This is a genomic window from Nocardia sp. NPDC057455 (assembly GCF_042802775.1).
Taxonomy (GTDB): domain Bacteria; phylum Actinomycetota; class Actinomycetes; order Mycobacteriales; family Mycobacteriaceae; genus Nocardia.
The window spans coordinates 1-14,352 of the sequence record NZ_JBHVDM010000132.1 but is presented as its reverse complement, the minus strand read 5'-3'; the positions used below and the strand labels follow the sequence as shown (position 1 = coordinate 14,352).

Below are 14,352 nucleotides of genomic sequence, written 5' to 3'. Positions count from 1 at the left end.
GGGTACGGGCGTTGGCGGCGCGAACGCGGAACCGGTCTTTCGCGATGCGACGTCGCGTCGAGCCCTTCCACCGAACGGTGCCGAACGCGTGATGTCCCGCGGGAGCCGCACCGCGTGACGGAATCCGCCGTCCGACGACCGCTGCGACCATGCCGTTCGCGGAGGCGCGGTTTCCGGCGACATCCAGCGGCACGGCCTTGTTGCACTACCGTCCAGTCCACTCCCGCACTCGGACGGCCACCACCGCCGCAAAAGCTGCGCGGTAACGGATTCGAGCCTCTGACCTGCGGTCGCCGTACGCGCGCGCACGCGAGAGCACGTCGCGCCGTAACACTTCACGGCGCGCTGGTATACGTATCTCGTACGCTACGAAAGCGTTTCGGCTCACCGCGGCCGCACGGCCAGCACACTTATGCTCCACCTTGCACATCGAAAGGCGTTCTCATGTCCCACAAGCCCAGTGTGCTGTTCGTCTGCGAGCACAACGCGGGCCGCTCGCAAATGGCTGCCGGATTCCTCACCGCCCTCGCGGGTGACCGGTTCGACGTGCGATCGGCGGGCAGCGCGCCGGCCGAGGCCCTGAACGCCACGGTGGTGGACGCCATGGCCGAAATCGGCATCGACATCTCCGGCCGCGCCCCCAAGCCGCTCACGATGGACGCGATCGGCATCTCCGACGTCGTGGTCACCATGGGCGCGGGCGACGCCTGCCCGTTCTTCCCCGGCATCAGCTACCGCGACTGGATGCTGCCGGACCCTGCGGACCAGACTCTCGATGTGGTGCGCACCATCCGCGACCACATCCGCATCCTGGTGGAGAACCTGATCGCCGAACTGGTCCCCGCGCCCGCACGCTAGGGGCTGTCCGATTCGTTCAAGACGCGCCCGCACGCCGCTGCCTACGCTGCCGGTATGACACCACAACTCGACGTCATCGGCATCGTCGTCAGTGATATGGCCGCCTCGGTGGCCTTCTATCGCCGCCTCGGGCTCGCCTTCCCGGAAGGCTCCGAGCAGGAAGGGCATGCCGAGGCGGCCCTGCCCAACGGCATGCGGCTCACGCTGGACACCGAAGCTGTCATCGAGTCGTTCCACACCGGGTGGAGACCGCCCGCTCCAGGGGGCCGCGTCGGAATCGCCTTCCGCTGCGCCGATCCCGCGGAGGTCGACGCCGTGTACGCCGAACTCGTCGACGCGGGGTATCACGGCGAACTGAAGCCGTGGGACGCCTTCTGGGGACAGCGCTACGCGGCGCTGCTCGACCCCGACGGCAACGGCGTCGACCTGTACGCCGCGCTGCCGCCCGGCGCCGAGTAGCTGCCCTAGGACCGGGCGAGCAACTCCCCCATCGGAATTCCCGCCAGCGCGCGCACCTCGCGGGACAGATGGGCTTGATCGGCGAACCCGGCCAGTGCCGCGGTCTCGGCGAGCGGCACCCCGCCGCGTGCCGAGGCCAGCGCGCGCTGCATGCGCAGCACCCTGGTCAAAGTCTTGGGGCCGTAGCCGAATGCGTCCAGGCAGCGCCGGTGCAAAGTACGCTCACCCAACCCCGCCGCGCCGGCGACCGCCGCCACCGGCCGACCGGCCGCCAGCGCGCCGACCACCCACCGCGGCAACGGATCGGCCGGTTCGGCGCCGGCCGCACGCCGCAGCACGATTTCTTCGAGCGCCACCGCCGGGTCACCGGCGCCTTCGATCCGGCCCATCAGCGACCGGACCACCGCGGACGGCCACAACTGGCCCAGTTCGACCCGCTGATCGCGCAACTCACGCGCCGGGACCCCCAGCAACGCGGGCGCGGTACCCGGAAAGAACCGGACGCCGACGTACCGGTCACCCGCGGTTCCACGAGGGCGATGGGCGCGGGTATCCGGCCCGGCGACCATCAGCCTGCCGTCCATCCAGATCAGATCCATGCAGCCGTCGGGCAGCACCGGCAGCACGGGACCGCCACGGTCGACGATCTTGATCCACAGCACGGCGCCCTCGTACCGTGACGGCCGCTCGCGGTAGCCGGCATCGTTCATGGCACCGACGCTACTCCGGACCACCGACCACGGACGGGCGGCGAACCGCCTTTCACAGCTACGACAAGCACTGCGGCCGACGGCGCTGCGGGCACAGCGTTCGGTGCGGGCGAGCAGTGCCATGCTGCTTCCGGCCACGGGCGGCCACATCTGGATGCGCTACCAGCTGACCCGGCTGACTCCGCAGACCTCGGCATCCCGGGTCTACCGGCCGGTCGCCGTGCGCGCCGCCTGAGCAGGCGGCGGAATCAGCGCTGCGGCGCAGCGATCGGGACGATCACGCGCGGCACGACGCGCAGGTACGGCTCACGATGGTCCGCGGCGATCTTCGATTCCGGATCCCGGCAGCCCACGGTGACGTCGGTGTTCGGCACGGAGGAGAAGGTCCAGACCGTCACCCATTCCGTCCCGCCGAACGTCTCGGTCTTCTTCGCGTCCGACGAGCGCAGATCTTCATTCCGCCCCGAACTGTCGGTCACCGTGCAGCGAATGCCGTTGGCAGCCTGGCCCCAAGTGATGGGAGCCCGAATATCGAGCACCACATCGGCGGGCACCGGGACTTTCTTCGCTTCTCCCAGCAAAATACGGATACCACCGTCCGCCACTTCCTCGTCGAGTGCGCCGGTAGTCGTCGCCGGAGCGCTCGGGGCGGCCGCGGCACTCGTCGAAGTCGCCGCCTCACTCGCCGAGGTGTCGTCGGAACACCCGGCCACGGCGGCGGCAACCAGCGCGGCAATCGCCATCCAGCTTTGTTTCACAGTCGGCCCTCTCGTCGCGCCCACTCGCCAGGCGGTTGGTTCGGATCAGCCAGGCACTGAGCATGACAACGGGCAAGAGGAAAATCTCGGATACACGCCGGTGAATTGGCAATTGAACCGCAATTGTCCGAAATCACCCCCTACGGAAAGAATTAGGGTTGAATTGTCGATTTCTCTGGCGATCCTCTGACGACGGTCGGGCAATCGGCGCGCAGCCGACGGGACAGGTTCGAGGCCCGTCCCGCGCGGACCACCGGCCGTGATCGGCGACCGCGTGGGCGGACCGCTCGCACCGCGGACTGCGACGACCTTCGGCGGCCGGATCGCCGCGGCGTTCGGATCGTCGCAGCGGCTCCACCACCCGCGTCACCACGCGACGAACATCTCCAGCGGAACTGTTCCACACCCATGCCGACCAGGGCGCGGCCATGCCACGCGATCGGATCGCGAGAATTCGAAGCCGTCCTCGACATCGCGGGGTTCGTTCCACGTCCGAAATCTTTCTCCGGCGCGCAGCACGGCCGCGTCCTGGGCGACACGGCCGCTTCCCACGTCGACGCCTACCGACGGACCGTTCGCGCTGCCGGCCGGTCACTTCCGACCGCGAAGGAATAGAACGAGATTCGTCCGATGTTTCCCGTGGGGCTCCGTTGATCTTGTGTCATGCCTTGGTTCGTGCCGCCTACCGGCTGGTTTCGAAAAGGCATTTCCCCTCGGCCAGTGGGGCCGCATAGTGTGTTCGGTAGGCGATCATGTGGAGGGCCACCATGACGGAACTGTCGTGGGTAACGGAGCGCGAGGGCACGGCGGAGCCCGATCGTGGCTGACGGTCAGGGCGCCTCCAGCTCGCGCACGCTGCGCGTCGCCACGTTCGGCGGCTATCGGGCAGCCGCCTTCACCACCACGCCCGGCACGCGCGCCGCCCTGATCACGGTGGCGCTGCTGATCGCGGTGGTCCTGGCCTACGAGGCCAACAAGACCTCGCCGGAGGGTGTTGATCACGGCTGGTTCGTCGCGCTCGCCCTGTCCGGGGTGTTCGTCGCGCGCGGGCTGCACCTGCGCAGGCCGATCACGCTTGCGCACGTCACCGCCGCGGTGCTGGTGCTCGCCGTCGCGCATCTCGCCTACCGTGCCGAGCATGCCGACGCCGGATTCGTCCTGCTGGCCGCCACCGGGTTCGTCCTGGTGCTGCCCGGCGCCGGTAAACCGCAGCCCGACGAGGTGTACCGGGTGGCCGAACTGGTCGGCCGCACCGTGGGCGACCCGCTGGCGCCCTTCGCCCTCCACTCGTCCAAGGCCTACTTCTTCAACGCCTCGTCGACCGCCGCGATCGGCTATCGCACTCGCTTCGGCATCGCCGTCGTCGCGGGTGACCCGATCGGTGATCGCGCGGCCTTCCCCGAACTGGTCGCCGCGTTCTCCGACTTCGCGGTCAACCATGGCTGGCGCGTCGCCGTGCTGGGCGCGAGCCCGGGAATGGCCGATCTGTGGCAGGTGTGGGCCCTGGAGCATCGCGGGCTGCACGCGGTGCCGATCGGCCGCGACGTGGTGCTCGACGTGGACGAGTTCAACCTCGTCGGACGCAAGTTCCGCAACCTGCGCCAAGCCGTGAGCCGCACCAGGAATTTCGGCGTCACCACCGAAGTGGTGTACGAGTCCGCCCTCACCCGAGCGCGGCGCGAGGAGTTGCTGGCCATCGTCGACGAATGGCGGCGGGGCAGGCAGACCCGCGGATTCTCGATGATCCTGGACCACCTGCTCGACGGGCGGAATCCGAACATGCTGGTGGTCATCGCCAACGACGCGGATGGCAAGCCCGTGGGGTTCCAGCGCTACGGCATTTCCGAGCGCGGGCGGGAACTGAGCCTGGATGTCCCGTGGCGGCGCAAGGACGCGCCCAACGGCCTCGACGAACGCATGATCGTCGACTTGGTCGACTACGCCGCGGCGCACGACGTCCGCCGGATTTCGCTCGCCTTCGCCCCCTTCCCGGAGCTGTACGCCGAGAAGGAGAAGTCACGCACGGCCACACTGCTCTATGTGCTCGCGCACCTGGCCGATCCACTGATCCGACTGGAATCGCTCTACCGCTTCCTGCGGAAGTTCCACGCGCTGTCGGAGCAGCGCTACGTCCTGATTCGCTGGCGCGAAGTGCTGATCGCCGGCGCTGCCCTGCTCACCCTGGAGTTCGCCCCGCACCGCCGCGAGTACTGAGCGGCCCGCCACGGTACCGAGGAGTTCTATGGAACTGACCCACAGCGACGTGAAGGCCGCCGCCGAACGGGTGCGCGGGCTGGTCAGGCCGGTAGCGGTGGCGCAGGCCGACCATACGGGCGAACTGTGGCTGGCCCTGGAGTTCCTTCAGCACACCGGGAGCTTCAAGGCCCGCGGTGCGCTGAACTTTCTGCTCGCGCACCGCGAGAACGGCACGCTCCCACAGGTGGGCGTGACGATCGCTTCGGGCGGCAACGCCGGGCTCGCCTGTGCGTGGGCGGCCCGCAGTCAGGGGATTCCCGCCACGGTGTTCCTGCCGAGCACCGCCCCGCGGGTCAAAGTGGACCGGCTCGCCTCCTATGGCGCCGACGTCCGCCTGGTGGGGACGCAATACGCCCACGCGCTGGCGGCCAGTATCGAATTCGCCGACGCCACCGGCGCCTTGCTCTCCCATGCCTACGACCACCCGCTCATCGCAGCGGGGGCGGGCACGCTCATGACAGAGATCCGCGAGCGGATCCCGGATCTCGGGGCCGTGGTGGTCGCCGTCGGCGGCGGCGGGTTGTTCTCGGGCGTGGCCACGGCCGCCGCTCACTACGGTGTCCGGACCGTCGCCGTGGAGCCCGCCCGTTGCCGCGCGCTGCATGCCGCGATCGCGGCCGGACAGGTCGTCGACGTGGAGGTCGACTCGATCGCCGCCGACTCGCTCGGCGCACGGCGGGCCTCGGAACTCGCGCTGACGGCCGCACGGCACTACGACGTGGCGTCGGTGCTGGTGGAGGATGCCGCGATCGTCGCGGCGCGCCGCGGGTTGTGGGCGGAGCGCCGCATCGCCGTCGAACACGGTGCGGCGACCGCCCTGGCGGCGGTCCTCGGCGACGAGCCCGCCTTCCGGCCGCGCCCAGGCCAACGGGTGTGCGTGGTGCTGTGCGGAGCGAACACCGATCCGGCTGATCTGGCCGGCTCGGACGGCCGCCACGCCGACTGACGGTTCATCGGCGTATTTCCGACGAATCGGACGACACGGGGTTAGGCTCCCGCTGTCCTCTGCGATCCCGACGGAAGGCACACCATGGCGCATACCTCACACATGGCCCCCATCGGCACACCGCTACCCGACTTCTCCCTTCCCGACCTCGACCAGCGGATCTACTCCCGGGACGATTTCGCGGACGGCCCCGGACTGCTGGTCGTCTTCGCGTGTAACCACTGCCCCTACGTCAAGCACATCGAGGCGGCGCTCGGCGAACTCGTCGATTCCCTGCCGTCCATGCCGACCGTGGCGATCTGCACCAACGACGCGTCCGCCTACCCGGACGACGCACCGCTGCGCCTGCGCGACCAAGCGATCCGCGCGGGCTGGACCTTCCCCTATCTCGTCGACGAGGAACAGCACGTGGGCCGGGCCTTCCGCGCCGCGTGCACCCCAGACTTCTTCCTCTACGACGCGAACCTCCGGCTGGCCTACCGCGGCGCCTTCGACGAATCGACGCCCGGCAACGGCAAACCGCTGACCGGCGACGACTTGCGCACGGCCGTCGAAGCCGTGCTGGCAGGCGGGCCCGCCCCCGAACCGCACCGGCCGAGCATGGGTTGCTCGATCAAGTGGCGGGACGCCTGAGCACCTTTCCGCGTTCGCGCATGCGACCGATCGCACGGCGCCAGGCCAGCTGCGGCACGGCTGCCGACAACCTGGCGAATCCTCCGAAGTTGGCCGGTTCCATCATGGTCCGCGCCTGCTGGGCGGTGGCGGCCAGCCGCACGGCGCGTGATGCTTTGCCGACGTGACCGGCGTCGTACGGAGGTTGCGGGTCGTACTCGATGATCAATTGGGCGGTTTGCGCCTGCTCGGCACCGAAGACGTCCCCGACCAGCCACAGCGCCAGATCGATGCCCGCGGAGACCCCTGCGGCGGTGGCGATTCTTCCGTCCCGCACGACCCGTTCGTCCGGATGAGCGTCGGCTCCGAGTGCGCGCAATACCGGCTGCGCCAGCCAAGGGGTCGTGGCGGGCCGTCCATCCAGCAGCCCGGCCGCGGCCAGCACCAGCGAACCCGTGCAGAGGCCCGGTGCAGTAGACGTGTTCGTCGGCATCGCCGAGCTGCGCGCTCCGGACGAGATCGTGACGTTCTTCCGCGATGTGCACGCCGCGGTCCCGGACCTGATGGTAGAGATCCTCTCGATCACCGCGCAGGACGAACGCGCCGTGGTGCACTGGCGCATGCGCGGCCGGTTCGACGGCACCGTGCCGTTGATCGGTCTGGCGCCGAACGGGAGACCGCTCGAACTTCTGGGCACCGACGTGTTCGTCGTAGGGGAGGGGCTGATCGAATCGAACACCGCGATCATCAACGGGCTCGAACTCGCCCGCCGGCTCGCGGTCCTGCCCCCGCAACACCCGATCGCCGAGCGCGCGCTGTTCGGACTCGCCAATTCCATTGCGCCACTCGGCAATGCGATTCGCAGGCGGCGCCGCGACGGATGACCCATGCTGCCGAGCAGGCCGCGATGAGGGACACTGTTCGGCGACACCGGGGATCGAAAGGGGTGGGGACGTTGGCGACGATCGTCCTTGTACACGGCATCGCGCAGGAACAGGAATCGGCCGACACGCTGGAGGCACGCTGGTTGCCCGGACTCGCGGGAGGCGTCCGCAACCACGGCGCCCCGGAATTGGCGGACCGTTTGTGGCGCAACGGCTCGCCCGGCGACTTGTCGACCCGCATGGCCTTCTACGGCAGTCGGTTCCTGGTCGAGGGCGCCCAGGGCACGGGGACCGAACTCGACGACGCCCAACTCGACCTGATGGAACAGCTCGCGGCCGAGTGGCTGGCGACGGCCGCCGCGCACGCGGGCGATGAGCGCGATCGGGCGACGGCTCGTCGCCTCGGCACTCCCCCTCCGCCGGATGCGGTGGCGCAGGGAGCGCAAGCGAGACTGCGGCCCGCGCTCAACGCGCTGATGCGGTTGCGCTGGTTCGCGCCCTTCGGTTTCGGGCTGGCGCAGAAGTTCGTCATCAGCGCCCTGTCCCAGGTCGCCCGGTATTTCACCGACGACGACGTGCGGGAGTATGCCCAGCAGCAGGTGCTCGATCAGGTCGGGCCCGACACCCGCCTGGTCATCGCGCACTCCCTGGGCAGCGTGGTGGCCTACGAGGCGCTGCACCGCACCGGCCATCCGGTGACCCTGCTGACCATGGGCTCGCCGCTCGGACTGCGCTCGGTCGTGTACGACCGGCTGCGCCCCCAGCCGAGCACCGTGCCGAAATCGGTGACGGATTGGCACAATTTGGTCGACGAGGACGACCTCGTGGCGGCGCACCTCGACCTCACCCCGTTTTTTCCGCCGCACCCCGGCAGCGCCGTCATCCCGGTCACCGAACAACATTTCGACAACGGCGCGTCGCCGCACGACTCGACCGGCTATCTCGTCAAGGCGGTTACCGGGGGCATCGTCGCGAAAGCGCTCGGACACTAGCGGTTCTCACCATGGCCGCCGATACCCGTGGCGGCCGAACGCCTACCGAACACTCTGCGACAGATGAGCTTTCGCGTCATCGTAGGACCCGGTGGTCGCGGCCTCTTCTCGGGTGTAGACCAGATGCAGCACGCCGGTAGCGAAGGTCTCCGAGGACAGCAGGCGCAGCGCCATCGTGGCCGCGCCGTCCTGGAACAGGCGCTCGCCCTTCCCGACCGCGATCGGGTGCACCAGCAAGTGCAACTCGTCCAGCAGACCGGCGGCCAGCAGCTGACGGACGACCGAGACCGAGCCGCTCATGCCGATGTCGCCGCCCCGCGAGTTCTTCAGCGCCGTCACCGCTTCGATCAGGTCACCGTCGATCACTTCGGAGTTGCGCCAGGTGAAGTCGAGATCCTGCCGGGTCACCACGATCTTGCGCGCGTCACCCAATTTCTTCGCGAACGCGGCGTCCGAACCGCCCGCCGCTTCGCGCTCCGGCCACGCGCCCGCGAAGCTGTCGTAGGTCTTGCGGCCGAGCAACAGGGTGTCCGCGGCGCCGAGCTGGGCGTCGACCGCCGCGCCCATGGCGTCGTCGAAGTACGGGAAGTGCCAGTCCTGCGGGTCCTCGATGACGCCGTCGAGAGCGATGAACAGACCGGCGGTGATTTTCCTCATGTGCGTTGCTCCTGGATCGATGTCGCGATGTCGCTTGATCCGACGGGACGACGTGCCAGAACTCATCGGTCGGCGCGGCCGCCGTCGTCGTCGTGTCCGATCCGGTACGACCCCGGGTCAGCCGAGCAGGTTCGCGGGGGAGCCGTGAAATGCCGCGCGGTAGCTGTGCGGACTCGTCCCGACCACTCGCTTGAAGCGGTCGCGGAACGCGGTGGGCGACCTGAAACCGACCTGGCCCGCGATCCGGTCGACCGGGTGGCTGGTGGCTTCGAGCAGATGCTGGGCCTGCCGGATCCGCGCGCGCAGCAGCCACTGCAAAGGGGTGGTCCCGGTGTGCTCGCGAAACCGCCGATTCAGCGTGCGAGTGCTCATCCCGGCCTGGGCCGCGATGTCGTCCAGGGAAAGATCCCGCGCGGAGTTGTCTTGGATCCACCGCAGCACCGGCTCCAGCGCCGAGCCGCGCGGCGTCGGCGGCTGATCGTGCACAATGAACTGCGCCTGTCCCCCTTCCCGCTCCAGCGGGACGACCGACTTCCTGGCCGCGTCGGCCGCGACCGCCGAGCCGTAGTCCCGGCGGATCATGTGCAGGCACAGATCGATTCCGGCCGCGGCGCCTGCCGAGGTGAGCAGCGAGCCGTTGTCCACGTACAGCACGTCGGGGTCCACGTCGATGTCCGGGTAGCGGGCCGCGAGTTCCGCGGCGGCGAGCCAGTGCGTGGTCGCGCGGTGGCCGTCCAGCAATCCGGTCGCCGCCAGGATGAAGGCGCCCGAACAGATCGAAGCGAGACGAGTGCCCGCCGCCGCGGCCCGGCGCAGCCCGTCGATCACCTCGTCCGGCACCGGAACGGCCGGGTCGGCGCAGCCGGGCAGCACGATCGTGTCGGCTTCGGCCAGCGCGTCGAGCCCGCGCGGGGCTCGCAGAGTGAACGGCCCGGCGTCGACCGTCGGGGTGCCCGCGCAGACCAGCACGCGATAGGCGGGCCTGCCATCGGGGAGACAAGTACGCCCGAACACTTCCACCGGCGTGGCCAGATCGAACGCGATCACCTGGTCCAGGGCGAGTACGACCACGGTGTGCATGGCAATAGTTTAGAACGCCGGTCAATTCCAGCCAACGCCTGTTACCTGGGTCTCTCCACATATCCGCATTTGATTGCCGTTGGCGAGAATTGAGCGGTATGTGGCGCTTTCGCCAATTTCGCCCGCCCGCCAACCTGGCTAGTGTCGACCGCCGTGACGAAGTTCCTGCTCTCGGTCCACGTGCTCGCCGTGATCATCGCCGTCGGCCCGGTGACGGTGGCGGCCAGCATGTTTCCCGCAACCACCCGCCGCGCCCTCGCCGCCACCGCGACCGGGCACGACCCCGCCGTCCTCGGCACGCTGTATCGCATCTGCCGCGTCTATGCCCTGCTCGGCGTGGTCGTACCGGTCTTCGGCGCGCTCACCGCGCTCAGCCTCGGAGTGCTCGGTGACACCTGGCTGGTGGTGTCGATCGGCTTGACCGCGGCCGCGGCGGGCGTGCTCGCACTGCTCGTGCTGCCCGGGCAGCAGAAGATCCTCGCCGACCTCACCGGGGCCACGCCGGCGCTGATCCGCCGTCTCGCCATGGACACCGGAGTGTTCAATCTGCTGTGGACGGTGGTCACCATCCTGATGATCGTGCGGCCGGGCTCGACGACCGGGGCGTGACGCTCAGTCGGGCAGGTAGCGGACCGCCATCGAGACGTCGCGAACGATCATGATCGGGCACGCCACCGACAGCAGCAGCGCCTGACTGGTCGAACCGAACAGCATGCTGGCGAACCCGCCTCGACCGCGGCTGCCGACCACGAGCAGCTGGGCCTGCTCGGAGCGTTCCAGCAGACAGCGTTCGGGCCGGTCGGTCACGATCTCGCGGCGGATCTCGACATCGGGAAAGCGCTCCTGCCACCCGGCAAGGCTTTCCGCCAGCACGATCTGCTTTTCGACATCCACCGCGAGTTCGGCGCTCACCGATGGCAGTTCGACGCCGGTCCACACATGCAGGGCCAGCAGTGGCACACCTCGCGCCGAGGCCTCGTGCAGCGCCGCTTCGATGGCGGGCTCGCTGATCTCGGTGCCGTCCACCCCGACGACGATCAGCTTCTCGCGGGCTTGCGCGGTGAGCGGCGCGCCCTCTCGGACCACGACCACCGGGCAGCGCGCCCGTCGCGCCAGCGCCGCGCTGACCGATCCCAGCAGAGCGCGCTGCACGGTCCCGCGCTCGCGGGTGCCGACCACCATCATCCGCGCTCCGCCGGTGCGGTCCAGCAGCGCCGGGCCGACCGGCTCGTGCACCAGCTCGGTGCTGATCTGGATGTCGTGCAGGGCCCGGACCGCGATGCGCGCCTCCTCGGCCGCGGTGTCCAGCACCCAGCGACCGTGCCCCTCCAATCGGGCGTAGTCGGTGCTGGTGAGCGGCTCGGTGACACCGGGCCCGTAATCGGCGACCGGATCCACCACGTGGGCCAGCCGCAACGGCGCCCGATGCTGCGCGGCGGCTTGCGCCCCCCACGCGACCGCCGCCGCCGATCCGGCGGACCCATCCACACCGACCACGATCGGCCCGTTGCTTCGCATGCTCATTTCCTTTCCCGCCGAAAAGATCGAGCCCGGACCGCCGATTCCGCATCATGGTGCGGCGGACCCGCGGACGTCGCCGTCAACCGCCGCGGACGACGCACGCATAGCCCAGGTGGACGCCTTCGCCGACCGGGAGGTCGATACTCGCGACGTACGGCGCGTACGGCTCCTGCACGGCACTGATGGTGTGCGGTCCCTGCGTGGCGGGCACCCAGTCGATCAGCGCGACGCCGCCGGAAGGCCGGACCACGCCGAACGGAACGCCGTTGTCGTAGAACACCACCGGTGCGACGATGTCGGTCACGGTGGCTCGCGCGGTATAGGTGCAGCCCGTCCCGTAGTTCGTCACCGAACCGAAATTGATACCGGGGTACATCCCGACCTGGGTCACCGTGGCCCCAGCCGAGGGGCCGCCCATCGTGACCGCCGCGATCGCACCGATCGCCGCCGCTGTCGCACCGATTCGTCTTCGCATTCGGGTGGTCCTATCGGTCGTGAGTCGCTCTTCGTCGAACGGACGCCGGCCGCGCGCACCGGCGCGATTACTAGATCCTCACTCCCGTGGGGCTTCGACGGGGCGCGAACCGCCGAATTCGGCTCGCACCGGCACACGCCGCCCGATGGTCGTGTCATCCCCTCGTGGTTGTGTGTCCGAGGGTCTTCCCGAAAGCGACGGAGGTGCGAGGTGGTAGCGATCGACTTCGAGCGGGTGGTGCGTGGGACGAGGCCGGGTTCGGTCCGGCGCTCGATCGCCGCTCAGGGGCTCGGTGGCGTACCGCCCACGGCGCTGGTGCTGGCGGGCATCGTCAGCGTGCAGGTGGGTGCGGCGGTGGCCACGCAACTGTTCGCGGCGACCGGCCCGGCCGGGGCGGTCACGCTGCGGCTGGTCTTCGCCGGAATCGTCCTGCTGGTGATCTGGCGTTCGTCACTGCGGGTGGGGCGTGGTGCGCTGCCGGTCGTGCTCGGATACGGGGCGGTGCTCGCGCTGATGAACCTGTCGTTCTACGAGGCGATCGACCGGATTCCCCTCGGCATGGCGGTGACCATCGAATTCCTCGGACCACTGACCGTGGCGCTGGCCGGGTCGCGGCGCTGGATCGACCCGCTGTGGGCGGTGCTCGCCGGGGCCGGGGTGCTGCTGCTGACCCGGGCGGACGGAGACGTGAACTGGGTCGGGGTGATGTTCGCGCTGGCCGCGGCGGCGTGCTGGGCGGGTTACATCTTGCTCAGCGCCGCGCTCGGCGAACAGACCAGCGGCGGGGGCGGACTGGCGCTCGCCATGGCGTTCGGCGGCTTGGTGATGCTGCCGGTCGGCGTGGTCGATGCGGGCGCCGCGCTGTTGCAGCCCGCCGTGCTCGCCGCGGGATTCGCGGTGGCGATGCTGTCGTCGGTGCTGCCGTATTCGGTGGAACTGGAAGCGCTGCGACGGATTCCACCCCGCGTATTCGGTGTGCTGATGAGCCTGGAGCCGGCGGTCGCGGCGATCGCGGGATTGGTCGTCCTCGGTCAGGTCATGAATCTCGGGCAGTGGGCCGGCGTCGCGTGTGTGGTCGCGGCGTCGGCGGGTGCGACACGGACCGAAGCGAAGGATTGAACCGGCGATCGGGCCCGGACTCGCTCAGCGCTTCTGCCGAGACGCACCTGCGTCACGGTGCTCGGCATCGGTCGCCTCCGCGTTCTCCGCGACCAAACTGCCGAGCAGGGCCAGAGATCGCTCCGAGGGCGATCCCGGTTCCGCATGGTAGGCGATGAGTATCTGGCCCGGCGCGCCATTGACGCCGAACGTCTCGTACGACAACGTGAGGTCCCCGACCATGGGGTTGCGGAAGTGCTTCACACCCGCGGTCTTCACCCGCACGTCGTGGCGCGCCCACAGCTGCCGGAACTCCTCGCTCTTCAGCGACAGCTCCCCGACCAGCCCGGTCAATCGCGGATCGTCCAGGTCCGCGCCCGCGGTCGCCCGCAGGCTGGCGACGGTATCGGCCGCGATGGTCGGCCAGTCACCGTAGAGATCGCGCGCCTCGGGATCGAGGAAGACCATGCGCACTTGGTTGACCCCGGGGACAGAACACGAGTTGACGGCCGCCGCCAACGGATTCGCCGCCAGGACGTCGAGGTATCTGCCGAGCACCACCGCGGGCGTATGCGGCCACGCGCCCATCAGGCGCAGTAACCCCGGCGCCACCCGTTCGGGCCGTCGCGGCGCCCGCGATCGCTCGACCGTCGGCCGCGCCAGCGCCCGCAAATGCGCCGTGCCCTCCTCGTCCAGCGCGAATACCCGCGCCAGCGCGGCGATGACCTGTTCGGAAGGATGCCGGTCGCGCCCCTGCTCCAGCCGCACGTAATAGTCGGCGCTCACCCCCGCGAGCAGCGCGATCTCCTCCCGGCGCAGTCCGGCGACCCGCCGCTGACCGCCACCGGACATCCCGAAATCCTCCGGCCGGACCAGCTCACGGCGCGCACGAAGGAAAGCGCCCAGTCGATTGTCGGAGCTCATGATCCGAGCCTAGGTGAGCCGACGCAGGCCTGGGTGGCCCCGCGACTCCCAGGAAGACCGCAGCCTGTCAGGCGGGTGCGCGACGGGGCAACGTTGTGGACATGACGAACAACCTCACCGGC

Annotated in this window: 18 protein-coding genes; 10 read left to right on the top strand and 8 right to left on the bottom strand. The window is 69.5% G+C overall.

Features of this window, described 5'->3' with window-relative positions; genetic code table 11:
• Nucleotides 1-444: 444 nt before the first annotated feature.
• Nucleotides 445-858, top strand: coding sequence for an arsenate reductase ArsC (locus tag ACFU5M_RS32160; protein WP_379054957.1), 414 nt, complete (start codon nt 445-447; stop codon nt 856-858).
• Between the two features lie 54 nt (nt 859-912).
• Nucleotides 913-1,317, top strand: a complete 405-nt coding sequence (locus ACFU5M_RS32155; protein ID WP_379054955.1) for a VOC family protein — start codon at nt 913-915, stop codon at nt 1,315-1,317.
• Nucleotides 1,318-1,322: 5 nt separating this feature from the next.
• Here the strand turns inward: ACFU5M_RS32155 and ACFU5M_RS32150 are convergent, their stop codons facing one another.
• Nucleotides 1,323-2,027 (bottom strand): helix-turn-helix domain-containing protein, encoded by a 705-nt coding sequence (locus ACFU5M_RS32150; RefSeq protein WP_379054953.1) that lies wholly within the window; start codon nt 2,025-2,027, stop codon nt 1,323-1,325.
• On the opposite strand from ACFU5M_RS32150, the gene ACFU5M_RS32145 reads away from it, so the two are divergent.
• The gene (locus ACFU5M_RS32145) at nt 2,026-2,262 is read left to right on the top strand and encodes a hypothetical protein (protein ID WP_379054951.1); all 237 of its coding nucleotides are present in this window, start codon (nt 2,026-2,028) and stop codon (nt 2,260-2,262) included. The genes ACFU5M_RS32150 and ACFU5M_RS32145 overlap by 2 nt on opposite strands.
• A 13-nt stretch (nt 2,263-2,275) precedes the next feature.
• Here the strand turns inward: ACFU5M_RS32145 and ACFU5M_RS32140 are convergent, their stop codons facing one another.
• Entirely contained in the window at nt 2,276-2,632 is a 357-nt protein-coding gene (locus tag ACFU5M_RS32140; RefSeq protein WP_379054949.1) for a hypothetical protein, read from the bottom strand.
• 972 nt (nt 2,633-3,604) lie between these two features.
• On the opposite strand from ACFU5M_RS32140, the gene ACFU5M_RS32135 reads away from it, so the two are divergent.
• From ACFU5M_RS32135 to ACFU5M_RS32125, 3 genes are all read left to right on the top strand, one after another.
• Complete coding sequence (locus tag ACFU5M_RS32135) at nt 3,605-4,999, top strand: bifunctional lysylphosphatidylglycerol flippase/synthetase MprF (RefSeq protein WP_379054947.1); 1,395 nt, start codon at nt 3,605-3,607, stop codon at nt 4,997-4,999.
• Nucleotides 5,000-5,027: 28 nt separating this feature from the next.
• Nucleotides 5,028-5,987 (top strand): threonine/serine dehydratase, encoded by a 960-nt coding sequence (locus ACFU5M_RS32130; RefSeq protein WP_379054945.1) that lies wholly within the window; start codon nt 5,028-5,030, stop codon nt 5,985-5,987.
• 84 nt (nt 5,988-6,071) lie between these two features.
• On the top strand, nt 6,072-6,620 hold the full coding sequence (locus ACFU5M_RS32125) for a thioredoxin family protein (RefSeq protein WP_379054943.1): 549 nt from the start codon (nt 6,072-6,074) through the stop codon (nt 6,618-6,620).
• Here the strand turns inward: ACFU5M_RS32125 and ACFU5M_RS32120 are convergent.
• Nucleotides 6,601-7,092: a DJ-1/PfpI family protein gene (locus ACFU5M_RS32120; RefSeq protein WP_379054941.1), complete on the bottom strand. Its 492-nt coding sequence runs from the start codon at nt 7,090-7,092 to the stop codon at nt 6,601-6,603. The genes ACFU5M_RS32125 and ACFU5M_RS32120 overlap by 20 nt on opposite strands.
• Here ACFU5M_RS32120 and ACFU5M_RS32115 point away from each other — a divergent pair.
• Both ACFU5M_RS32115 and ACFU5M_RS32110 read left to right on the top strand, forming a co-directional pair.
• A complete protein-coding gene (locus ACFU5M_RS32115) occupies nt 7,079-7,483 on the top strand; it encodes an ester cyclase (RefSeq protein WP_379054939.1) in 405 nt (134 codons plus the stop codon). The genes ACFU5M_RS32120 and ACFU5M_RS32115 overlap by 14 nt on opposite strands.
• A gap of 62 nt (nt 7,484-7,545) precedes the next feature.
• On the top strand, nt 7,546-8,475 hold the full coding sequence (locus ACFU5M_RS32110; RefSeq protein ID WP_379054937.1) for a hypothetical protein: 930 nt from the start codon (nt 7,546-7,548) through the stop codon (nt 8,473-8,475).
• Nucleotides 8,476-8,517: 42 nt separating this feature from the next.
• Here the strand turns inward: ACFU5M_RS32110 and ACFU5M_RS32105 are convergent, their stop codons facing one another.
• Both ACFU5M_RS32105 and ACFU5M_RS32100 read right to left on the bottom strand, forming a co-directional pair.
• On the bottom strand, nt 8,518-9,132 hold the full coding sequence (locus ACFU5M_RS32105) for a dihydrofolate reductase family protein (RefSeq protein ID WP_379054935.1): 615 nt from the start codon (nt 9,130-9,132) through the stop codon (nt 8,518-8,520).
• Nucleotides 9,133-9,249: 117 nt separating this feature from the next.
• Nucleotides 9,250-10,212 (bottom strand): GlxA family transcriptional regulator, encoded by a 963-nt coding sequence (locus ACFU5M_RS32100; protein ID WP_379054933.1) that lies wholly within the window; start codon nt 10,210-10,212, stop codon nt 9,250-9,252.
• A 153-nt stretch (nt 10,213-10,365) separates the two neighbouring features.
• Between ACFU5M_RS32100 and ACFU5M_RS32095 the strand changes: the two genes are divergently transcribed.
• Nucleotides 10,366-10,821, top strand: a complete 456-nt coding sequence (locus ACFU5M_RS32095) for a hypothetical protein (protein WP_379054931.1) — start codon at nt 10,366-10,368, stop codon at nt 10,819-10,821.
• Nucleotides 10,822-10,824: 3 nt separating this feature from the next.
• Here the strand turns inward: ACFU5M_RS32095 and ACFU5M_RS32090 are convergent, their stop codons facing one another.
• Together ACFU5M_RS32090 and ACFU5M_RS32085 are read right to left on the bottom strand one after the other, a co-directional pair.
• Nucleotides 10,825-11,730, bottom strand: coding sequence for a universal stress protein (locus ACFU5M_RS32090; protein ID WP_379054929.1), 906 nt, complete (start codon nt 11,728-11,730; stop codon nt 10,825-10,827).
• A gap of 82 nt (nt 11,731-11,812) precedes the next feature.
• On the bottom strand, nt 11,813-12,208 hold the full coding sequence (locus ACFU5M_RS32085) for a hypothetical protein (protein ID WP_379054927.1): 396 nt from the start codon (nt 12,206-12,208) through the stop codon (nt 11,813-11,815).
• Between the two features lie 210 nt (nt 12,209-12,418).
• Between ACFU5M_RS32085 and ACFU5M_RS32080 the strand changes: the two genes are divergently transcribed.
• The gene (locus ACFU5M_RS32080) at nt 12,419-13,327 is read left to right on the top strand and encodes a DMT family transporter (protein ID WP_379054925.1); all 909 of its coding nucleotides are present in this window, start codon (nt 12,419-12,421) and stop codon (nt 13,325-13,327) included.
• A 24-nt stretch (nt 13,328-13,351) separates the two neighbouring features.
• Here ACFU5M_RS32080 and ACFU5M_RS32075 read toward each other — a convergent pair whose 3' ends face one another.
• Complete coding sequence (locus ACFU5M_RS32075) at nt 13,352-14,230, bottom strand: helix-turn-helix transcriptional regulator (RefSeq protein WP_379054924.1); 879 nt, start codon at nt 14,228-14,230, stop codon at nt 13,352-13,354.
• Nucleotides 14,231-14,352 lie beyond the last annotated feature (122 nt).